This is a genomic window from Streptomyces hokutonensis, assembly GCF_000376565.1.
Lineage (GTDB): Bacteria > Actinomycetota > Actinomycetes > Streptomycetales > Streptomycetaceae > Streptomyces > Streptomyces hokutonensis.
In genome coordinates this window covers 1-21,426 of sequence record NZ_BARG01000062.1, presented here as the reverse complement: position 1 = coordinate 21,426, position 21,426 = coordinate 1, and the positions used below count along the sequence as shown (strand labels likewise).

Annotated in this window: 14 protein-coding genes and 1 pseudogene; 10 read left to right on the top strand and 5 right to left on the bottom strand. The window is 69.8% G+C overall.

The genetic code is table 11. The features are described 5' to 3' along the window. A complete protein-coding gene (ppdK, locus tag SSP08S_RS36395; protein ID WP_019072573.1) occupies positions 1 to 2,688 on the top strand; it encodes a pyruvate, phosphate dikinase in 2,688 nt (895 codons plus the stop codon). A 108-nt stretch (positions 2,689 to 2,796) separates the two neighbouring features. On the opposite strand, the gene SSP08S_RS58405 is transcribed toward ppdK, so the two are convergent. Beyond that, positions 2,797 to 3,789, bottom strand: a complete 993-nt coding sequence (locus SSP08S_RS58405; RefSeq protein WP_051106051.1) for a hypothetical protein — start codon at positions 3,787 to 3,789, stop codon at positions 2,797 to 2,799. Positions 3,790 to 3,975: 186 nt separating this feature from the next. Here SSP08S_RS58405 and SSP08S_RS36385 point away from each other — a divergent pair, with 186 nt between their 5' ends. Next, a complete protein-coding gene (locus SSP08S_RS36385) occupies positions 3,976 to 5,040 on the top strand; it encodes a PIN domain-containing protein (RefSeq protein WP_102133493.1) in 1,065 nt (354 codons plus the stop codon). A gap of 92 nt (positions 5,041 to 5,132) precedes the next feature. Here the strand turns inward: SSP08S_RS36385 and SSP08S_RS36380 are convergent, their stop codons facing one another. The 4 genes from SSP08S_RS36380 to SSP08S_RS36365 form a co-directional block, all read right to left on the bottom strand. Then, positions 5,133 to 6,686 carry an acetolactate synthase large subunit gene (locus SSP08S_RS36380; RefSeq protein ID WP_026179139.1) on the bottom strand — a complete coding sequence of 518 codons (1,554 nt, stop codon included), beginning with the start codon at positions 6,684 to 6,686 and terminating at the stop codon, positions 5,133 to 5,135. A 28-nt stretch (positions 6,687 to 6,714) separates the two neighbouring features. Further along, positions 6,715 to 8,088, bottom strand: a complete 1,374-nt coding sequence (locus tag SSP08S_RS36375; RefSeq protein ID WP_019072569.1) for an FAD-binding oxidoreductase — start codon at positions 8,086 to 8,088, stop codon at positions 6,715 to 6,717. 142 nt (positions 8,089 to 8,230) lie between these two features. Next, complete coding sequence (locus tag SSP08S_RS36370) at positions 8,231 to 9,823, bottom strand: oleate hydratase (protein ID WP_019072568.1); 1,593 nt, start codon at positions 9,821 to 9,823, stop codon at positions 8,231 to 8,233. Between the two features lie 334 nt (positions 9,824 to 10,157). Beyond that, a complete protein-coding gene (locus tag SSP08S_RS36365) occupies positions 10,158 to 11,642 on the bottom strand; it encodes an anion permease (protein WP_102133496.1) in 1,485 nt (494 codons plus the stop codon). A gap of 385 nt (positions 11,643 to 12,027) precedes the next feature. On the opposite strand from SSP08S_RS36365, the gene SSP08S_RS36360 reads away from it, so the two are divergent. The 8 genes and pseudogenes from SSP08S_RS36360 to SSP08S_RS56570 all read left to right on the top strand — a co-directional run bounded on the left by SSP08S_RS36360 (position 12,028) and on the right by SSP08S_RS56570 (position 21,364). Next, the gene (locus tag SSP08S_RS36360) at positions 12,028 to 13,431 is read left to right on the top strand and encodes an APC family permease (protein WP_026179138.1); all 1,404 of its coding nucleotides are present in this window, start codon (positions 12,028 to 12,030) and stop codon (positions 13,429 to 13,431) included. A gap of 53 nt (positions 13,432 to 13,484) precedes the next feature. Next, positions 13,485 to 14,705, top strand: coding sequence for an arginine deiminase (locus SSP08S_RS36355; RefSeq protein ID WP_019072565.1), 1,221 nt, complete (start codon positions 13,485 to 13,487; stop codon positions 14,703 to 14,705). A 58-nt stretch (positions 14,706 to 14,763) separates the two neighbouring features. After that, on the top strand, positions 14,764 to 15,765 hold the full coding sequence (gene argF / locus SSP08S_RS62905; protein ID WP_019072564.1) for an ornithine carbamoyltransferase: 1,002 nt from the start codon (positions 14,764 to 14,766) through the stop codon (positions 15,763 to 15,765). A 3-nt stretch (positions 15,766 to 15,768) separates the two neighbouring features. Then, positions 15,769 to 16,692 (top strand): carbamate kinase, encoded by a 924-nt coding sequence (locus SSP08S_RS62900; RefSeq protein ID WP_019072563.1) that lies wholly within the window; start codon positions 15,769 to 15,771, stop codon positions 16,690 to 16,692. A gap of 148 nt (positions 16,693 to 16,840) precedes the next feature. Beyond that, positions 16,841 to 19,099: a formate C-acetyltransferase gene (gene pflB, locus SSP08S_RS36340; RefSeq protein WP_019072562.1), complete on the top strand. Its 2,259-nt coding sequence runs from the start codon at positions 16,841 to 16,843 to the stop codon at positions 19,097 to 19,099. 5 nt (positions 19,100 to 19,104) lie between these two features. Continuing rightward, on the top strand, positions 19,105 to 19,842 hold the full coding sequence (gene pflA / locus SSP08S_RS36335; protein WP_043259929.1) for a pyruvate formate-lyase-activating protein: 738 nt from the start codon (positions 19,105 to 19,107) through the stop codon (positions 19,840 to 19,842). A 78-nt stretch (positions 19,843 to 19,920) separates the two neighbouring features. Further along, a complete protein-coding gene (locus tag SSP08S_RS36330; RefSeq protein WP_019072560.1) occupies positions 19,921 to 20,589 on the top strand; it encodes an HAD family hydrolase in 669 nt (222 codons plus the stop codon). Between the two features lie 16 nt (positions 20,590 to 20,605). Then, positions 20,606 to 21,364, top strand: a pseudogene (locus tag SSP08S_RS56570) (transposase). The last annotated feature ends 62 nt before the right edge of the window (positions 21,365 to 21,426 follow it).

The following is a 21,426-nucleotide window of genomic DNA, read 5'->3' as shown; positions in this document are numbered from 1 at the left end:
ATGACTGCGCCGACCAAGTACGTGTACGAGTTCGCCGAAGGCAGCCGCGAGATGGCCGCCCTGCTGGGCGGCAAGGGCGCCGGCCTGGCCGAGATGACCCGGCTCGGGCTGCCCGTGCCGCCCGGATTCACCGTCACCACCGAGGCCTGCAAGGTCTACCTGAAGACGGGCGAGGAGCCGCCCGAGCTGGCCCTCGAGACGGCCCGCGCGCTGGCCGGACTGGAACGGACGATGGGCCGCACCCTCGGCGCGCCCGACGATCCGCTGCTGGTCTCCGTCCGCTCGGGCGCCCGCTTCTCCATGCCCGGCATGATGGAGACCATCCTCGACATCGGCCTCAACGACAGGTCCGTCACCGGGATCGCCAAGGCGTCCGGGCAGGAGCGGTTCGCCTGGGACTCCTACCGGCGGCTCATCCAGATGTTCGGCCACACCGTGATGGGCGTCGACGGCGACCTGTTCGAGGAGGCCATCGCCGCGCACAAGGCACGCCGCGAGGTGACCGGCGACCACGACCTCGACACCACCGAACTCGCCCTGATCACCGAGGAGTTCAAGGCCATCATCCGCAAGGAGACCGGCGAGGACTTCCCGCAGGACCCGGCCGAGCAGCTGACCCGCGCCATCCGCGCCGTCTTCGACTCCTGGAACGGCGAACGCGCCCGCGTCTACCGCCACCGCGAACACATCTCCGAGGACCTCGGCACCGCCGTCAACGTCCAGGCGATGGTCTTCGGGAACCTCGGTGACGATTCCGGCACCGGCGTCACCTTCACCCGCGACCCCGCCACCGGCGAACGCGGCATGTACGGCGACTACCTGCCCGACGCACAGGGCGAGGACGTAGTCGCGGGCGTCCGCGACGCGCTGCCCCTGATCGAGCTGAAGCGGCTCAACCCCCGCGCGTACGTCCAGCTCAGCGATCACCTGCGCACTCTGGAGCACCACTACCGCGACCTGTGCGACGTCGAGTTCACCGTCGAGCGCGGCAAGCTGTGGATCCTCCAGACCCGCGTCGGCAAGCGCACCGCCGAGGCCGCCTTCCGCATCGCCCACGACCTGCGCGAGGAGGGCACGATCGGCGCGGACGAGGCCCTGGTCCGCGTCGACGGCACCGAACTGACCCGCCTGATGTTCCCCCGCTTCGACACCACCCCGGCCGACGTGCCCCTCGCCCAGGGCGTTCCCGCCTCCCCGGGCGCGGCCGTGGGCGTAGTGGTCTTCGACTCCGCCGAGGCGGTACGACGCGCCGCGGCCGGCGAGGCCACGGTCCTCGTCCGCCGGGAGACCACCCCCGACGACCTCCCCGGCATGATCGCCGCACAGGCCGTCCTGACCAGCCGCGGCGGCAAGACCAGCCACGCCGCCGTCGTCGCACGCGGCATGGGCAAGGTCTGCGTCTGCGGCGCCGAATCCCTCACGGTCGACCCGACGACCCGTCAATTAACCGCAGAATCCGGCGTGTTGGTGCACGAGGGCGACACCGTCTCCGTCGACGGCACCGCCGGCACCGTCCACCTCGGCGCGCTCCCGCTGACCGCGTCCGACGTCGGCCGCGCCCTCGAGACCGGCACCACGAGCGGCCCACTAACGGATGCGGTTCTGGGCGCCCTCGCCCACGCCGACTCCGTACGACGCCTCGAAGTGCGGGCCAACGCCGACACCCCCGAGGACGCCGTACGCGCCCGCGGCCTCGGCGCGCAGGGCATCGGGCTGTGCCGTACCGAGCACATGTTCCTGGGCGAACGCAGGGCGCTGGTCGAGGCGATGATCCTGGCCCGCGACGACAGTGCCCGCCGGGAGGCCCTGGCCGCACTGCTGCCCCTCCAGCGCGAGGACTTCACCGGCATCCTCACGGCGATGGACGGACTCCCGGTGACCATCCGGCTCATCGACCCGCCGCTGCACGAATTCCTGCCGGACCACACGGAGTTGGCCGTACGCCTGGCCCGCGCCGAGCACCCTGACCCGCACGACCGCGAACTGCTCGCAGCCGTCGAGCGCATGCACGAGCAGAACCCGATGCTCGGGCTGCGCGGCGTCCGGCTCGGCCTGGCCGTGCCCGGACTGATGGCCATGCAGGTGCGGGCGATCGCCGAAGCGGCGGTCGCGCGACTGCGGGCCGGTGGCCGGCCACGCGCCGAGATCATGATCCCGCTCGTCGGAACGGTCGAGGAGCTGCGGCTGGCCCGCACCGAGGCGGAAGAGGTCCTCGCCGAGGTCCAGAAGGAGACCGGTGCCACCCTCGACTGCCCGATCGGCACGATGATCGAACTGCCGCGCGCCGCACTCACCGCCGGGCGTATCGCCGAATGCGCCGACTTCTTCTCCTTCGGCACCAACGACCTCACCCAGACCACCTGGGGCCTGTCCCGCGACGACGCCGAGGCATCCTTCTTCCCGCTGTACCTGGAGAAGGGTGTCTTCACCGTGTCGCCGTTCGACACGATCGACCAGGAGGGCGTGGGCCGACTCGTCGAACTGGCCGTCGAGGCCGGCCGCAGCGTCAACTCCCGCCTGGAGACCGGGGTGTGCGGCGAGCACGGCGGTGACCCGGAGTCGATCCACTTCTTCCACCGGGTGGGCCTGGACTACGTCTCCTGCTCGCCGTTCCGCATTCCGGCGGCACGGTTGGAGGCGGGGCGGGCGGCGCTCATGGACATCACCGGGGGTAGCGACAGCAGGTGAGTGGTTCGGTCAGCGATGAGGGCAGAGGGCACAGGTCTCCGTGGTCAATCAAGGAGCGATGACCACGGGCCCTGTGCCCGCCTGGGCTTGCGGCTTGGCCGCCGCACCCTAGTGGTCGTCCGTGCACTCGTACTGTCCCCAGCTCAGTGAGCCGTGCGCGCGGTCTACCTTGATCTGCCCGTGGTTGAGGACGTACGGGGCGGCGGCGAGACTGGGGTCGGTCCGGACAATATTGGCGGCGAGCGCCGCGACGCGTGAGTCGATCGCGGGCTCGGCACCCAGCAGGATCTGATCCAGGTACGCGGCGTAGTGCCGCGCGGCGCCGGGGCGTCGGTCCAGGGCGGACCTGGCAGTACGGAGCTGCTGCTCGGTCAGCTCGCCGTCCTGGTGGTTGCGTTGGCATCTGCGGCACAGGCGGATCAGTCGCCACGGATCGGGTGCCTCGGGCTGCTCTCCCGTCTTGCGGAATCCGGGTGGCCATGGCGTCGGTTCGGGGTCTTCCATGAGGACGATGTCGATGAGTTGTCGGGTCTCCCCGCACACTGAGCACTCGGGGCTGAGCGCGTGCATCAGCCCCCGGGTGGCGTCGGACATGGGTGGCGGCTCGGCCTGGTTGGCTTGGGCATCCTCCTCGTGGCGGGCCTGCTTCCAGAGCCGATCAATGCGCCGGTCGATGTTGTCGAGACTCTCCTCGCGGTCGGTCTCGGTCCCCAAGTCTCTTGCCCGCTCTGCTAGTTGGAGGGCGACGGCCGTCACAACGTCCAAACTGGGCAACTTCGCCTTGGCGAAGGCGTTGTGGATGGTGGTGTGGCCGGGCCGGCCTCCGAGACGCTTGGCGATGTCCCGGGTGGTGGGGCACCCGGCCCTTTGGTGCAGCATGTGCAATTGCCGATTGAGATCGCGGCGTGCCCCGGGAGGCAGTTGAGGCTGTTTGATGGCTCCAGGTCGGCCCATGTAGCGCTCCCTTCCGTACCAGTGTCGGGCATCAATTCTCGGAGGCTTCTTCGTCTGGCATCGGCGCCAATGCAACCTCACCCGGCTGATGCCCCAGACGATCAGCGCGACGAGGAGGCCAGAGGCGACGTTCTCGATGAACGACATAGAGCGAGCCTCCACCCGGACCAGGGCCGGATGGACAGATATGAACAGCGGAGGCCTGCCGATTTCAGTGCGCCGGACCAGAAACGCGATTCTGATGCTGGGCCAGTTCTCCGACGCCGTCGGCCAGGGCCGTGCCGGGACGGAAAATCCTGCCCGGATGTCAGTGGCTGCGGCCACACTTGATGCATGACGCAAGACCGTGCCGCTTGGGCAGCGCAGTTGCTGGTCCCCACCGGACCCGCCATCAACCCGATGGCGTTGAGCCGGCAGATGCTGCTGCCCATCCTCGATGCCAACGCGCTCCTGGTCGAAGCCTGCTACATGGTCAAGCACGGCCTCCACCAGGACAAGATCACCGGCCTGGCGGGAACGGGCCGCGCCAACCCCTACGTCGCCGCGCACGTCCCTGGCGAGATCGCCAGGCACCTGCCGCGTATGGCGGACCACTACGGGGTGCCGGAACAGCAGGTGCGCCATCTGCTCGAACGGGAGATCCTTCCCTCCCTCCGGGTGGTCGACCTGGAGATCCGTGATCACCTGTCCGGCCAGACCCAGCGCATCCTGCGGGTCGACCCGGAGATGCCGTTGCGACATCGGGGCGACCCGGACGACGCGCCCACGATGGCGCTCGCGGAGTTCCTGGGGCCCTGCGTCATCGTCTCCCAGGACAGCGTCTTCTTCCGTTTCGGGTTCGGCGTCATCGAGTGGGTCCCCGTCGCCCAGGGGGTACTGCGCATGGCCGGCCTGGAAGCCACGGCCGCGGACGCGCTGGTCCTCATCAACCTCGTGTTTGAGCTGTTCGGAGCAGGCCTCCGAAACCTGGTCGTCCTGGCTGCGAACCACCCGCTGCTCGCGACGGTCATCACGGCCGGGCTGCTGTGGTGGTGCCACCGCAACGGCTACCTGGCCCGCGACAACTGGCAGCAACGCCTCGCGCGGGTGCGGGAGGCGGCCAGGCCACTGCTGAAGGTGACCGAGGCGGCGATGAACGAGCACCAGGCGCTCAGCGACTCACTCGTCGTGGTGGAGCCCCCGGCCTGCCCCACCAGCGAGCAACTGGCTGCCCGGCACCTCGCGCGCTGCGGTCGGTCCCTGACACCCGCGCAACTTCGCGACGCGCTCGCCCGACGAGGTCACGTAGTCTCCGCCGCGCAGTTGAAGCGAGACATGCAAGCACACCACGCGTTCGTCCGCGCGCCCGGCGATGTCTGGACGATCGGCCGCCCGGTCGAGGGATTCGACGACCTGTAGTACCTCGTTCTCGTACCTGTTGCATCATCACAAATGCCCAGGTCACCCATGCCTTCCAACACGTCGCAAGGTGACCGTTGGTCGGTGACGGCTCAGAACAGCGTCGGCACAACCGCCTCGATCAGATGCGGCCCCGGCTCGGCGAAAGCCTCTCGCAACCGGGCCATGAACTCCGCGGCGGTGGTCGCCCGCGACGCCGGTACGCCCATGCCCCGGGCGAGGGCGACGAAGTCGAGGCCGGGACGGGTCAGATCGAGCAGGTCGCGGTGGGCGGGGCCGTTCGCACGTGTACCGAGGCGCTGGGACTCCATGGTGAGGATTGCGTAGGAGCCGTTCGCGAAGACCACGGTGGTGATGTCGAGCCCCTCGCGGGCGTGCGTCCACAGCGCCGAGACGGTGTACATGGCGCTGCCGTCGGCCTCCAGGCACAGCACCGGCCGGCCGGGGCAGGCGATCGCCGCACCGGCGGCGAGCGGCAGGCCCTGGCCGATGGCTCCGCCGGTGAGGGTGAGCCAGTCGTGGCGCGGTGCGCCCGCCGTGGCCCCGGGGAGCCAGAGGCCGGAGGTGTTGGCCTCGTCGACCACGATCGCCCCCTCGGGCAGCAGCGCCCCGATGGCCGTGGCGGCGGACTCTGCGGTCAGCGCGCCGGTTGGCGATGCCGGCCGTGTGGCGGGCTGCAGCACCGCCGATACGTCCGCTGCGACGGAGTTCGCCAAGTCGCCCAAGGCAGCGGGGATATCGTCGGTCGCCGTGGCGAGGGTGTGTACCTGGCAGCCGTCCGGCACCAACTGACTGGGCAGGCCCGGGTGGGCGAAGAACGACACCGGGGCGCGGGCACCCACCAGCACCAGGTGCCGTACGCCGTTGAGTTGCGCCATCGCTCCCTCGGCGAGGTAGCCGAGCCGCTCCACCGACGGCAGGCCCGCGCCGCGTTCCAGACGGGCCGGGAACGTCTCGCACAGCAGCCGGGCACCGGTGGCGGCGGCGATCCGGCCGGCCTCGCTCAGCCCCGGTTCACGGGTGGCTGTGCCGCCGAGGAGCAGGGCGGCGGGTTCGCCGGAGCGCAGGGCCGCGGCCACGATGGCGAAGGTCTGTTCCGGTACGGCGGCGGGTGACCGGGCCGCGACCGGCGGTGCGGGTCGGGCACCGTCCGACCAGGACACGTCGGCGGGCAGCAGCACGGTGGCCACCTGCCCAGGAGCACCCGCCGCGGCGGCCACCGCCTCCGCCACGTCGCCGCCGACGGTGGCGGGGCCGGCGCAGCGGCGGACCCAGCCGGAGACGGTACGGGCCAGCGCGTCGACGTCGGACTCCAGCGGCGCGTCGTACTTCTTGTGGTACGTCGCGTGGTCGCCGACCAGGTTCACCACCGGGGTGGCTGCGCGGCGGGCGTTGTGGAGGTTGGCCAGGCCGTTGCCGAGCCCCGGGCCGAGATGCAGCAGGGTGGCGGCGGGGCGGCCGGTCATCCGGCCGTAGCCGTCGGCCGCTCCGGTGGCCACGCCTTCGAACAGGCATGGGACGGCGCGCAGGCCGGGCTCGTCGTCCAGGGCGGCGACGAAGTGCAGTTCGGAGGTGCCGGGGTTGGCGAAGCACACCTCGACGCCGGAGTTCCTGAGGGTGCGGGCAACGGCATGGGCACCGTTCACGGTGATTCCGCCCTTCATGTGGATGCGGTCAGTCGAAGAGGACGCCGGGGTTGAGGATCCCGTCGGGGTCGAAGGCGTGCTTGATCCGGCGCATCAGCTCCACCTTGGCGGGGTCCTCCAGCTCCAGGAAGTACCGCTTCTTCGCCGTACCGATGCCGTGCTCGCCGGAGATCGCCCCGCCGAGCTCCGTGCCCGCCCGGAACAGCCGTCGCAGGACCTTGTCCCGCCGTTGCCCGTCCGGTTGGAAGACCGCGAGGTGCACGTTTCCGTCGCCCGCGTGCCCGCAGCCGGTGACGATGGATCCGCTGTCCCCGGCGATGACGTCGGCTGCGGCGAACAGGCGGGGCAGGGAGGCGCGGGGTACCACGATGTCCACGATCTCGTCGGCGCCGGCCGCCTTGGAGGCCCAGAACGCCCGTTCCCGGGCTTCGATCAGTTGGCGTGCGGCTGTTGCGGGCAGCACGTAGACGTCGGCCGCGCCCAGTTCGAGCAACTGCCCGCCGAGTGACTCCACATCGGCTTCGAGCCGTTCGGCCGACTGCCCTTCGAGGACCACCACCAGATAGGCGAGTGCCGTGTCGCGGACCTGTTGCGGGATGCCGAGCCCGAGGTCCTGCTGGGCGGTCATCGCCGCCATCGTGAGCATGTCCACGTACTCCAGGACCAGCGGATCAACGCCCGTGGCCAGCAGGCGCGGCACCGCGCGGGTGATCTCTTCGGCCGTCGCGAAGGGCGCCAGCACCGTCGCACTCTGCCCGCCGCGGGGTTTCAGACGCAGGGTCGCCTCGGTGACCAGGGCGAGGGTGCCCTCGGAGCCCACGAGGAGCTGGGTCAGGTCGTAGCCCGTGCTCGTCTTGACGTATTTTCCTCCGCTGCGCACGATCGAGCCGGAGGCCAGGACCGCCTCGACACCGAGGACATGGTGGCGGGTAACGCCGTGCCGGACTGCGTGCATGCCACCGGCGTTGGTGGCGATCGTGCCGCCGACCGACGCGCTCGACTCACCTGGGCGTACCGGGTAGCACAGCCCGAACTCGGCTGCGTGGTCGTCGAGTTCGGCCAGGGTGACCCCCGGCTGGACCACGGCTACGTGGTTGTCGGCGTCGATCTCCACCACGTGGTTCATCCGCTCGAAGGACACGACGATCCCGTCCGTGCTGGGCACGCAGGCCCCGCACAGCCCGGTGCCGGATCCCCGTGCAGTGACGGGGACGCGCTGCGCGGCGGCGACCGCCAGGATCTCGGACACTTCGGCGGTCGCTGCGGGACGCACCACGTACCTCGCCCGTCGGGCCGCGACGGTCAGCGACTCGTCGTGCCCGTACTCCTCGGGAACGTGGTCCTCCATGAGCACGTGCTCCGGCCCTACCACCTTCGCCAGGAGCGATCCGGTGTCGGTCATGATCCGGTTCCCTTCGGTGGGTTTCTCGCCCCGGCCTCCGCGCGCGGGTCGACGATGCGCTCACCAGAATGTGGGCATGGCGGCGGACACGGGAAAGGTCAACCAGCCCTAATTCAGGGCCGGTTGACCCATCCGCTCGCACTCAGGCCAGCGCGGCCCTGAGCACGTCGAAGGCCGTCGCCGGATCGGCCAGCGCGTGGTAGATGCCGGGTATCTCGCGCTCGTCGAGGCCGAGCAGGCCGTAGACGGCGTGCATGGCGCCGCGCACGGAGTACTCGACGGTGAAGACCACGTCCTCGGGGATCTCCGTGAACTGGCCCAGGAAGGCGAAGTTGGCGGAGCCGCGCGGGATCACCAGGGGCCGGTCGTGCACGGTGCGCGGGGCGAACTGGCTGGTGATGTACGGCATCATCACCGGGATCACGGTCGTGGTCGCCGCGACCTGCTCCTCGATGTCCGACATCCCGAGGTGGCCGAGGAGTTCGGTGAGGATCTCCCGGCCCGTGGCCTCGGCCATCGGCTTGCCGACGAAGTCGCCGTCGCGGTCGGTGAACAGGCCGTAGCCCCACAGGGTGTAGACGTTCTCGGGCTGGCCGTCGAAGTGCGGGGCGTGCGGTACGACCACGGACATCAGCCAGTTGGAGTCCTTGAACGTCATCAGCGCGCCCGTGCCGGGGAGGTTGCCGGACAGTTCCTCGATGCGGTGCAGGAGGAGTGGGTCGCGCATGGTGAGGGTGAAGGACTCCCACTTGGCCTCGTCCACGTTGTCGTTGAAGGCGGTGGGCCGGCCGAAGTCGTCTGCCTTGGCGGCGATGGTCTCCCAGAGCCGCCATCCGCCGTCCCGCTTGTCGCGGACGAGTTCCGGCGCGCTGTCGTCGGTGCCGTAGGCGGCGTCGGCGGTCATCGAACCCAGGGTGAGGAACGCGTAGTCGTCTGCGGTGAGTTCGTACGTGTCCGGTCGGCCGTCGCGTTCCACGTGCAGGCGGCGAGCGCGTCGTACGCCCTCTTCGGCGGTGGTGAAGTCGACGTCGGTGACCCGCACGCCGTACTCGAAGACCACACCGCGGGTCTCCAGCCAGGTGCGCAGCGGGCGGATGATCGAGTCGAACTGGTTGAGGCGGGTGCGGCGCACGCCGGCGAGGGTGTGCATGCGGGGGAACTCCTGCATGAAGCGCAGGAGATAGCGCTTCAGTTCGATGGCGCTGTGCCAGTTCTGGAAGGCGAAGGTGGTGCGCCACATCGCCCAGAAGTTGGTGGCGAAGAAGTGCGGGGAGAAGAAGTCCTCGATCCTGCGGGCCCCGATGACTGTCTCGGGCAGCACCAGCAGACGGGTCAACTCCAGGCGGTCGCGGGTGTCGAGGCCGTAGTCCGCGGCGTCGAGGATCGTGGTGCCCGGGCCGATCAGGCGGGCCTTGGCGTCGGTGGGCCACTTGGTGTTGAACTCGGTGATCTCCTCGCGTACCGAAACCGTCCCGTCGGTGAGGGTGGGGATCGTCTCCAGGAGGTTCCACAGGCAGGTGTAGGCCTCCTCCTCCAGCATCCGGCCGCCCCGGGTGACGTACCCGGCGGGCTCGCCGCTGCCGTCCATCGAGCCGCCGGCGATCGGCAGTTCCTCCAGGACGTGGATGTGCTCGCCGGGGAAGTCGGCGTCGCGGACGAGGAAGGCGGCGACCGCGAGGGAGGCGATGCCGCCGCCGACGAGGTAGGCGTGGGATGAGTGCGGAGCGTCTGCCATGACGTCCCTCCGTTCTGCCGCCCGGGTGGGATACGGGCGGTCGACAGTGTTCAGGACCCGGGCACGGACACCTGCTCTGGTTTCGCGGTGTGGGGTGCGGCGGGCGGCGCCGGGGCGCTCGGGGCGAGCGTGGCGGCCTTGGTCTTCAGTCAACTCACCGGATGATCAAGCGGGCAGGGGCCGGAGGTCCCTGCCCGCCGGCGGATGGTCCCGGCCTTGGTTGCCGTGTGGGACGGAGGGTGCTCACGAGTCGGCCCCTGCCGGGGCCCGCGATCGCACGCCGACGGCCCGGCTGGAGCGCCGGGCCGGGCGGACGACAGGTGGGGGAGCGGTCTCACCAGTGGCCGAGGACCTTCAGCCACAGGGCGCCCACGCCCATCCAGATGACGATGTTCGCGCCGGCAGCGATCAGGCCGGTGCGCCACCATTCGCCGAGGGTGACGTACCCGCCGCCGAAGAGGACCGGAGCCGGGCCGGAGGCATAGTGGGTCAGGCCGCCGTACAGGGAGCTGATGAAGCCGAGCACCAGGGCGGCCATCACCGGCGGTGCGCCGGTAGCGATCGCGGCCGAGAGGAAGGCGGCGTACATCGCGGCCACGTGCGCGGTGTTGGAGGCGAAGAGGTAGTGGGAGAAGAGGTAGACCAGCGTGAGGATCACGAACGCGGTCTGCCAGCCCACCCCGTCGGTGGCCTTGGTCATGGTGTCGCTGAACCAGCCGATCACCCCGAGTTCCTGGAGCTGACCGGCCATCATGACCAGGACGGAGAACCACACCAGCGTCGTCCAGGCCGACTTCTCCGCGACCAGGTCGCCCCACGTCAGTACGCCGGTGACGAGCAGCAGGGCCACACCGGTGAAGGCGGAGACGGTGGCCGAGAGGTCCCAGACCTGGCCGCCCACCGACCACAGCAGGAGCAGCAGGACGAAGACCGCCGCCATGGTCCATTCCTGACGGGACATCCGGCCGAGCTCGGCGAGCTGGGCGCGCGCCTGGCCCGGCGCCTCCGGCGTGGCACGGACGGTGGGCGGGAACACGCGGTACAGCAGCGCGGGGAGGACCAGCAGGGCGACCAGGCCGGGAACGATCGCCGCCAGGGCCCAGGAGGTCCAGGTGAGGTGGATGTCGTGGTCCGCGGCGAGCTTCTGCACCAGGGGATTGGCGGCCATGGAGGTCAGGAACATGGCGCTGGTGACCGTGTTGATCTGCATGGCGGTGACGGTGAGGTAGGCGCCCAGCGTGCGGCGGCTCTCGTCGCCCGGGTGCGAGCCGGCGTTTTCGCTCAGTGAGCGGATGACCGGCTGGATGACACCGCCGGAGCGGGCGGTGTTGCTGGGGGTGGCCGGGGCCAGTACGAGGTCGGTCAGGGTGATGCCGTAAGCGAGTCCCAGGCTGCTGCGGCCCAGGGCGCGGACGAACAGCAGGGCGATACGACGGCCGAGGCCGGTCTTGGTGAAGCCGAGGGAGATGAAGAACGCCGCGACGATCAGCCAGATCGTCGGCTCGGAGAACCCTCCGAGCGCGACATCCGGCTCCAGGGTGCCGGTGATCATCGTGACCGTCAGGCCGACCAGGGCGACCGCGCCCAGCGGCAGTGGCTGCAGGATCAGGCCGAGCACGGTGGCCGTGAAGATGGCCAGGACCGCCCACCCGCCGGACTTGATTCCATCGGGCTGCGGCAGGAGATAGACGACCAGGCCCGCCAGGACCGGAACGACCCACTTCAGCGCTGTTCCCACGGTCACTGTCCTGGGCGGGGTGACGCTCGTACCGGGCGCCGCCCCGGTGGGCGATCCCTCGGAGTCTTTGAAGGGAGCCATCTTTTCCATCCCACGGGTCGGGTCCGGCGCTCCTCGGAGCCTCGGCCGGAACAGGGGCGATCATGTGGGTCCACGCTGAGGGAGCGGGGTGCGGCCGGGCATCGGGCGATCGGCCCTGCTCCTGGGGCCGAACGGCACCTGCTGACTCCTGCGGGTGGAGGACGGGTCGGCCACTGGGCCGTTCGGGACGTGCCGGTTGGGACCAATGGTCCCGAGGGGGGATATTCGGCCACTGATCACGGGCGTCGGCTCCGAGAAGGATCGTGCGTGGATCGACGGATCCGCTCCGACCCGAACAGGGAGCACAACCATGCCCAGGAACAGACGAAGTGACGACTCGTCACTTCCCAAGGCCGCCCTCGGCCTCTCCGGCGCGACCGCGCTCGTGGTCGGCACCATCATCGGAACCGGAGTGTTCGCGCTCCCCTCGGCCCTCGCACCGTACGGGCCGATCTCGCTCGTGGCGTTCGTGATCGTCACCCTCGGCGCACTCGCCCTGGCGGTGACCTTCGGGGCGCTGTCGAAGCGCGTCCCGGCGAGCGGCGGACCGTACGTCTACGCCCGTGAGGCCTTCGGCGAGTTCGCCGGATTCCTCAACGCCTGGTCGTACTGGATCACCGCCTGGGCGGGCAACGCCGCGATCGTGGTGGCCTGGGTCGGTTACGTCGAGGTGTTCGTCAACACCGGCCACAAGACGGCGATTTCGATCCTCATCGCGCTGATCGGGCTCTGGATACCCGCCGCGATCAACCTCACCGGCGTACGGAACATGGGCGCCTTCCAGGTGTTCACCACCGTGCTGAAGTTCCTCCCGCTGCTCTTCATGGCCACCATCGGCCTGCTGTTCGTCGACCCGCACAACTTCGGCTCGTTCAACGCCAGCGGCCAGTCGGCCATGGGCGCCATCTCGGCCGCCGCACCCATCGCGCTGTTCAGCTACATCGGCTTGGAGGCCGCCTCGGTGGTCGCCGGCCGGGTCCGCGAGCCCGGCCGCAACGTCCCGCGCGCCACGATCTACGGCACCCTCGCCTGCGCCGTCATCTACATCCTCGGCACCCTCGCCGTCTTCGGCACCGTCTCGCACGGCCGACTCGGCGCCTCCACCGCCCCGTTCACCGACGCCGCCAACAACATCCTGGGCGGCACCTGGGCCGGCGACACGGTCGCCGTCGCCGCCATCGTCTCCGGCATCGGCGCCCTCAACGGCTGGACCATGCTCTGCGCCGAGATGCCCTACGCTGCCGCCCGCGACGGACTCTTCCCCGGCGCCTTCGCCAGGCTGCGCGGCGAGAGCGGCGTGCCGGTCTTCGGCATCATCGCCTCGACCGTGCTGGCCTCGCTGATCACCGTGTTCAGCTACACGCGCTTCGACGACGTGTTCACCAAGATCGTGCTGCTGAGCGTGCTCACGGCCGTGATCCCGTACCTCTTCTCCGCCGCCGCCCAGCTGTACTGGCTGGTGGTACGAGGACGCGAGAGCATCGCCGGCCGGCGGCTGGCCCGCGACGTCACCGTCTCGGTCCTGGCGATGGCCTTCTCGTACTGGGCGATCCAGGGAAGCGGCTACCAGACCGTCTACTACGGCCTGTTCGTCCTGCTCCTCGGCCTGCCGGTGTACATCTGGCTGAAGCGCGGCCAAGGCGTCTACGGCGAGGAGCCGATCCGCGAGCCGGTCTCCGAGGGCCGGGCTCCCGAGACGCTCACACCGCCGGTCAAGCGGATCTCCCGCGGACTGCCCACCACCCGCACCGGCGGCCTCCGCAGGAATCTCCTCCGCCACCGCGACTGACCCCACCCTCTGTATCGGCCCCGCACCCGTACGACCACAGGAGCAGCCCCGCCATGAACACCACCACCTTCCATGTCGACTCCGAGGTCGGCCGCCTCCGTCAGGTGATCCTGCACCGCCCCGGCCTGGAACTCTCCCGGCTGACCCCGCGCAACGTCGACGCCCTGCTCTTCGACGACATCCTGTGGGCCAAGCGCGCCCGCGAGGAGCACGACGCCTTCGCCCAGGTCCTGCGCGACCACGGGGCCCGCGTGCACTACTTCGCCGACCTGCTGGCCCAGACCCTCGACGCTCCCGAAGCCCGGGACTGGCTGCTGGAGCGGGTCTTCACCCCGGCCACCGTCGGCCCCGCACTGATAGATCCCCTGCGGGAGCTGTGCATCGACCTCGACGGGGAGACCCTCGCCGCCCACCTCATCGGCGGAATCCTCAAGAGCGACCTGCCGCTCGCCACCCCGCACAGCCTGGTCTGGAACGCGCTCGACGCCGAGGACTTCGCGCTGACCCCGCTGCCCAACCACCTCTTCCCGCGCGACAACTCCTGCTGGATGTACGACCGTCTGTCGGTCAACCCGATGGCCAGGACCGCCCGGCGCCGCGAAAGCCTGCACGCCGAGGCCATCTACCGCTTCCACCCGATGTTCGCCGGCACGGTCACCACGCCACTCCTGGACGGTGAGGTCGGCACCCTGGAGGGCGGCGACGTCCACGTCCTGGGCAACGGCGCCGTCATGGTCGGTATGGGCGAGCGCACCACCGCCCAGGCCGTGGAGAACCTGGCCACCCGGCTCTTCGCGACCGGCACGGCGAACCGTCTGATCGCCGTCCAACTCCCCGCCGTCCGCGCCTACATGCACCTCGACACCGTGCTCACCATGGCCGACCGCGACGCCTTCACCGTCTACCCGGGCCTCGCGGACTCCCTGCGCTCGTGGACGCTCATGCCCAGCGACGCCCGTGAGACCGGATTCGAGGTCACCCCGAACTCCGAACTGGCCGGCGCCCTGGCCGAGGCCCTGGACCTGGACAAGGTCCGGATGCTGTCCGCACCGCAGGACATCCGCGGCGCCGAGCGCGAGCAGTGGGACGACGGCAGCAACTTCCTCGCCCTCGCTCCCGGTGTGGTCGTCGGCTACGAGCGCAACGTCACCACCAACACCTACCTCCGCAAACAGGGCATCGAGATCGTCACCATCGCCGGCGCCGAACTCGGCCGCGGCCGGGGCGGACCGCGCTGCATGAGCTGCCCCGTCGAACGCGACCCGGCCGCCTGACGGCCCGACCCGGCAAAGGGACCGCCCGACCGCCTGACCCAGCAAGGGGACCACCACCATGACCATCGACCTGCGAGGCCGCTCCTACCTGAGCGAACTCGACTTCACCGCCCCCGAGATCCACCACCTCCTCGACCTCGCCGCCGGCCTCAAGGCCGCCAAGCACAACGGCACCGAACGACCTCGGCTGACCGGCCGCAACCTCGCGCTGATCTTCGAGAAGACCTCCACCCGCACCCGCTGCGCCTTCGAGGTCGCCGCCGCCGACCAGGGCGCCCGCACCACCTACCTCGGCCCCGGCGACACCCACATCGGCGCCAAGGAGTCCATCGCCGACACCGCCCGCGTGCTGGGCCGCATGTTCGACGCCATCGAGTACCGCGGCTCCGACCAGACCCTCGTCACCGAACTCGCCACCCACTCCGGCGTCCCCGTCTACAACGGGCTCACCGACACCGCGCACCCCACCCAGAGCCTCTGCGACGTCCTGACCATGGACGAGCACAGCTCCAAGCCCCTGCCCGACATCGCCTACTGCTACCTCGGCGACGCCCGCAACAACATGGGCAACTCGCTGCTGTCCATGGGCGCCCTGCTCGGCATGGACGTACGCATCGCCGCGCCCAGGGCGCTGTGGCCGACGGCCGAACTCGTCGCCGCCTGCCGGGAGTTGGGTGAGAACAGCGGAGCCCGGATCACCCTTACCGAGGACATCGACACCGCCGTGCAGAGGGCCGACTTCCTGCACACCGACGTGTGGGTCTCCATGGGCGAACCGGCCGACTCCTGGCGGAAGCGGATCGAACTGCTTCTCCCGTACCAGGTGAACGAGAAAACACTGGCCGCCACCGGCAACCCGGACGTCAAGTTCATGCACTGCCTGCCGGCGCTGCACGACCGCCGTACCCACCTCGGCCAGGACCTCTTCGACACCTACGGCCTGGACGGCCTGGAGGTCACGGACGACGTGTTCTCGTCCCCCGCGTCGATCGTCTTCGACCAGGCGGAGAACCGCCTGCACACCATCAAGGCCGTACTCGTCGCCACCCTGGAGGACTGAACCATGCGTATCGTCATCGCCCTCGGCGGCAACGCCCTGCTGCGCCGCGGCGAACGCCCCGACGCGGCGGTCCAGGAGGCCAACGTCGACCGCGTGACCACCGCGATCGCGGCTCTCGCCCACGACCACGAGATCGTCATCACCCACGGCAACGGCCCCCAGATCGGCCTGCTCGCCGTGGAGAGCGCCGCCGACCCCGCCCTCAGCGCCCCCTACCCGCTCGACCTGCTCGGCGCCCAGACCCAGGGCATGATCGGCTCCCTGCTCGTGCGCACCCTGCACGATGCCCTGCCCGGCCGGCGGATCGCCGTGCTGGTCACCCACACCATCGTCCGGGCCGACGACCCGGCCTTCGAGCACCCCACCAAGTTCGTCGGCCAGGTGTACCCGTACGACGTGGCGTCCGCGCTCGCCCGCAAACGCGGCTGGCACATCGCCGCCGACACGACCGGCTGGCGTCGCGTCGTCCCCTCCCCGGCGCCCGAACGGATCCTGGAGACCGACACCATCCACGACCTGCTGGGCAGCGGCACGCTCGTCATCTGCGCGGGCGGCGGAGGTGTCCCCGTCACCTCGGACTACGACACAGGCGCGCTGACGGGCGTGGAGGCCGTCGTCGACAAGGACCTCACGGCAGCCCTGCTCGCCGAGGACCTGAAGGCCGACTTCCTGCTCATCCTCACCGACGTGCCCTGCGTCTACGAGGGCTACGGCACCCCCGACCAGCGGCCCGTCCTCGGCGCCACTCCCGAGCAACTGCGCGACGGCGACTTCCCGGACGGCTCCATGGGACCGAAGACCGAGGCCGCCGCCCGGTTCGTCGAGCACACCGGGGGACTGGCCGCGATAGGGGCCCTGGACGCGACGTACGAGATCGTCCACGGCCGGTCGGGCACCCTCGTGCGCCCTGATCTGCCCGTCGTATGAGGGCGTCCCGACGGGGGAGGGCCGTTCGGCCCCACCAGGGGGTCGGACGGCCGGGGCCAGTGCCCTGACCGGCCCTCCCGCCGGCGGAGGAGCCGCACGAGTATCGGTAGTGAGGCATTCCAGTGCGAAGCAAGGGAGAGAACCGGCGATGACCATCACAGCGACGGCCGGAACACGTTCGTCCGAGGCATGGCGCGGCTTCGCCGGCACCTCCTGGCGCGAGCGGGTCGACGTCCGGGATTTCATCCAGGCCAACTACACGCCGTACGAAGGCGACGCCGGCTTCCTGACCGGCCCCACCGACCGCACCCGCGCCGTCTGGGAGAAGGTCAGTTCCCTGTTCCCGGAGGAGCGCAGCCGCGGCATCCTCGACGTGGACGCCGCCACTCCCTCCACGATCACCTCGCACGCCCCCGGATACATCGACCGCGAACGGGAGTTGATCGTCGGCCTGCAGACCGACGCCCCGCTGAAGCGCGCGATCATGCCGAACGGCGGCCTGCGCATGGTCGAGAACAGCCTGCGGGCCTACGGCTATGAGGCCGACCCCTTCGTCACGAGCGTGTTCGGCACCTACCGCAAGACCCACAACGACGGTGTCTTCGACGCCTACACCCCCGAAATGCGCGCCGCCCGCAAGGCCGGCATCATCACCGGCCTCCCCGACGCCTACGGCCGCGGCCGGATCATCGGCGACTACCGCCGCGTCGCGCTCTACGGCACGGACCGCCTGATCGAGGCCAAGCGCGTCGAGCGGGCCAAGCTCGACGCCTGTGCGTCCGTTGCCGACATCATCCGGGATCGTGAGGAACTCGCCGAGCAGATACGGGCGTTGGGCGAACTGACCCGGATGGCGGCCACGTACGGCTGCGACGTCTCACGCCCCGCCGCCACCGCCCACGAGGCCGTCCAGTGGCTCTACCTCGGCTACCTCGCCGCAGTGAAGGAGCAGAACGGCGCCGCGATGTCGCTCGGCCGCACCTCCACCTTCCTCGACATCTACCTCCAACGCGACCTGGAGGAAGGGGTGTTGGACGAGACCCGCGCCCAGGAACTCATCGACGACTTCGTGATCAAGCTGCGGATCGTACGGTTCCTGCGCACCCCCGAGTACGACGCCCTCTTCTCCGGCGACCCGACCTGGGTGACGGAGTCCATCGGCGGCATCGGTACCGACGGCCGCCCCCTGGTCACCCGCACCTCCTTCCGCTTCCTCCAGACCCTCTACAACCTCGGCCCCGCACCCGAACCGAACCTGACCGTCCTGTGGTCGCCCCAACTCCCCTTCGCCTTCAAGGAGTTCTGCGCCCAGGTCTCCATCGACACCAGCGCAGTCCAGTACGAGTCCGACGACCTGATGCGCCCGCGCACCGGCGACGACACCGCGATCGCCTGCTGCGTCTCCGCGATGGAGGTCGGCAAGCAGATGCAGTTCTTCGGCGCCCGCGTCAACCTCGCCAAGGCGCTGCTCTACGCCGTCAACGGCGGCCGGGACGAGATGACCGGCGACCAGATCGCGACCCCGACGCCCCCGCTGACCGGCGAGTACCTCGACTACGACGAGCTGTCGGCGGCGTACGACCACGTCCTGGACTGGCTGGCCCGGACCTACGTCAACGCGCTCAACGTCATCCACTACATGCACGACAAGTACGCCTACGAGCGCATCGAGATGGCGCTGCACGACTACCCCGTGCACCGCTTCATGGCCTGCGGCATCGCCGGCCTGTCCGTCGCCGCCGACAGCCTCTCCGCCGTCAAGTACGCACGCGTGAAGGTGTTCCGGGACGCCACCGGCCTCGCCGTCGACTTCCGCACCGAGGGCGACTTCCCGGCCTACGGCAACAACGACGACCGCGCCGACAGCATCGCCGTAGGACTGGTGGAGTCCTTCATGGCGAAGGTCCGTCAGTACCCCACCTACCGGGACGCCGAACACACCCAGTCGGTCCTCACCATCACCTCGAACGTCGTCTACGGCAAGCACACCGGCAACACCCCCGACGGCCGCCACGCCGGACAGCCCTTCGCCCCCGGCGCCAACCCGATGAACGGCCGCGACCGGCACGGCGTCGCCGCCTCCGCCCTCTCGGTGGCCAAGCTGCCGTACGAACAGGCCCGTGACGGCATCTCGTTGACGACGACGATCACGCCGGAGGGACTGGGGCACGCGCCCGACGAACGCGCCGGGCACCTGGTGGGCATCCTCGACGCCTACATGTCGGCGGGCGGCTTCCACATGAACGTCAACGTCCTCGACCGGGCCACGCTGGAGGACGCGATGGAACACCCGGAGAACTACCCGGACTTGACCATCCGCGTCTCCGGCTACGCCGTCAACTTCGTCCGCCTGACCCGCGAGCAGCAGCTCGACGTGATCAGCCGCACCTTCCACGGATCGCTGTGAGCACGATGACGGCGACCAGTACAGGCCGGATCCACTCCTGGGACCTGTCCACCGGCGTGGACGGCCCCGGGACCCGGTTCGTCCTCTTCGTCTCCGGCTGCCCGCTGCGCTGCCTGTACTGCGCCAACCCCGACACCTGGCACATGCGCGACGGCCAGGAGGCGACGGTCGACGAGGTGATGCAGGAGATCGAGAAGTACCGCGCCTTCATCACCACGGCCGGCGGCGGAGTGACGGTAACGGGCGGCGAGCCACTGCTGCAGTCGGCCTTCACCGGCGACATCCTGCGTCGCTGCAAGGAAGCCGGACTGCACACCGCCCTCGACACCTCCGGCTTCCTCGGTGCCCGCGCCACCGACGAACTCCTCGCCGACACCGACCTGGTACTCCTCGACATCAAGTCCTTCCACGCGCCCACGTATCGCCAGCTCACCGGAGGCGAACTGGCGCCCACCCTGGACTTCGCCACCCGCCTGAACCGACTGGGCAAGAGCGTGTGGATCCGGTACGTGCTCGTCCCCGGCTGGACCGATTCATCGCCGGACGTCTACGGCCTCGCCCACTTCCTCGCCGGCCTCGGCAACGTCGACCGCGTCGACGTCCTGCCCTTCCACAAACTCGGAGCCTCGAAGTACGAAGCCCTCCACGTGCCCTTCCGCCTGCTGACAACGCCGACTCCTGGTCCCGATCTGGTCGGGCAGGTCCGAGACCAGTTCCGCGAGCTGGGTCTGGAGGCGTACTGATCCGCTCGGGGCGTCTCGGTTGTATCGAGCACTGGTGTGGACCGACCTGCGCAGTCTGCATGCTGGCATGATCACGGCGTGATCAGTGAGCGTGTGCAGCCCGGCCCCAGGAAGTGCGTCCTCTTCGACGTCGACGGCACGTTGATCGACGCTGTGGACAACCAGCGCCGGGTCTGGGCAAGTTGGGCGGGGCGATACGGATTGGACGCGATCGAGGTCTATCGGGTGGCCCTGCGGACACGGCCAATGGAGACCTTCGCAAAGGTGGCTCCGGACCAGGACCCACGGGAGTGCCTGGCTGCGCTGCACGAGTTGGAGGACGAGGACGTCCGGTCCGGCGTCTATGCGGCGTTCGACGGCGCGTCGCACCTGCTGGGCACCCTGCCGTCGGGGGCGTGGGCGCTCGTGACCTCCAACTACGAGCACCGGGTGCGCGGGCGATTTGCTCGTACGGGCCTGCCGGTCCCGCGCGTCATTGTGGACGCCGCGGCGGTGGAGGAAGGCAAACCCTCGCCCGTGCCCTACCTGTTGGCCGCCGAGCAACTCGGTGTCCGGCCTGAGAACTGCCTGGTCATTGAGGACGCCCCCTCCGGAGTCGAAGCGGGGCTGCGGGCCGGCATGACGGTGTGGGGCGTCAACACCGCGGTTGCGGTGGCCGGCGTGCACCGTCACTTCGCGAGCCTGCGCGAAGCGGTCCCCGACATCCTCGCCTTCGCCCGGCTGGAGGGATCAGCCGGAGTGGGATGATCACAGTGCGGCTCGTGTGATCTCGGCGTCGGAGTCGTCCTGGGTGACCCCGTTCACCGGGCTCGACCCGCGCCAGTTCGCCAGGCTGGTGACCGTGCTGCGGCGTGCGGGCGCGCAGACGCGGTTCGCAGGGGGCGGCCGTGGAGCCTGTCTCTGGAAGATCGGGCGCTGCTGGTCGCGGCGTACTGGCGGACCAACTTGACGATGCGCCAGCTCGCCCTGTTGTTCGGGGTGTCGAAGTCGGCCGCCGACCGCATCATCGACGACCGGGGGCCGAAGCTCGCGCTGCAGCCGCGCCAGCGGTTTGCAAGGGACGCCGTGCTGACCGTGGATGGCCTTTGGTGCCGACCCGCGACCACACAGTGGCCGAGCAGTCCAAGAACTATCGGTACTCCACCAACCATCAGGTGGTCATCGACGCCGATACCCGTCTCGTCGTTCTGGTCGGTCGGCCCGTGCCTGGCAACCGCAACGACTGCAAGGCGTGGGATGAATCCGGTGCAAAGGCCGCTGTCGGTGCCACGACGACGATTGCCGACGGTGGCTACCCCGGTCCTGGCCTGGTATGCCACACCGTCGCCGCAAGGGAGAGGAGTTGACCGCCTGCAAGGAGAAGCACAACAAGTCTCACAAACAAGTCCGTGCCCGCGTTGAGCTCGTCTTCGCACGCATGAAGAGCTGGAAGATACTGCACGACTGGCGTCTCCAAGGTGACGGCGTCTACCACGCGATGTGCGGCATCGCCCGCCTGCACAACCTTGCCCTCGCCGGATAGCGAGCGGTCCGCCAGTCGGCCGGTCTCGCTCTCTCGCACTAAAGATCATTTACGGGACGGCC

Coding starts and splice junctions, on each gene's coding strand:
- SSP08S_RS36355 (WP_019072565.1), top strand. CDS start 13,485: ATGAACACCACCACCTTCCATGTCGACTCCGAGGTCGGCCGCCTCCGT.
- SSP08S_RS36365 (WP_102133496.1), bottom strand. CDS start 11,642: ATGGCTCCCTTCAAAGACTCCGAGGGATCGCCCACCGGGGCGGCGCCC.
- ppdK (WP_019072573.1), top strand. CDS start 1: ATGACTGCGCCGACCAAGTACGTGTACGAGTTCGCCGAAGGCAGCCGC.
- SSP08S_RS36375 (WP_019072569.1), bottom strand. CDS start 8,088: ATGACCGACACCGGATCGCTCCTGGCGAAGGTGGTAGGGCCGGAGCAC.
- pflA (WP_043259929.1), top strand. CDS start 19,105: ATGACGGCGACCAGTACAGGCCGGATCCACTCCTGGGACCTGTCCACC.
- argF (WP_019072564.1), top strand. CDS start 14,764: ATGACCATCGACCTGCGAGGCCGCTCCTACCTGAGCGAACTCGACTTC.
- SSP08S_RS36385 (WP_102133493.1), top strand. CDS start 3,976: ATGACGCAAGACCGTGCCGCTTGGGCAGCGCAGTTGCTGGTCCCCACC.
- SSP08S_RS62900 (WP_019072563.1), top strand. CDS start 15,769: ATGCGTATCGTCATCGCCCTCGGCGGCAACGCCCTGCTGCGCCGCGGC.
- SSP08S_RS58405 (WP_051106051.1), bottom strand. CDS start 3,789: ATGTCGTTCATCGAGAACGTCGCCTCTGGCCTCCTCGTCGCGCTGATC.
- SSP08S_RS36370 (WP_019072568.1), bottom strand. CDS start 9,823: ATGGCAGACGCTCCGCACTCATCCCACGCCTACCTCGTCGGCGGCGGC.
- pflB (WP_019072562.1), top strand. CDS start 16,841: ATGACCATCACAGCGACGGCCGGAACACGTTCGTCCGAGGCATGGCGC.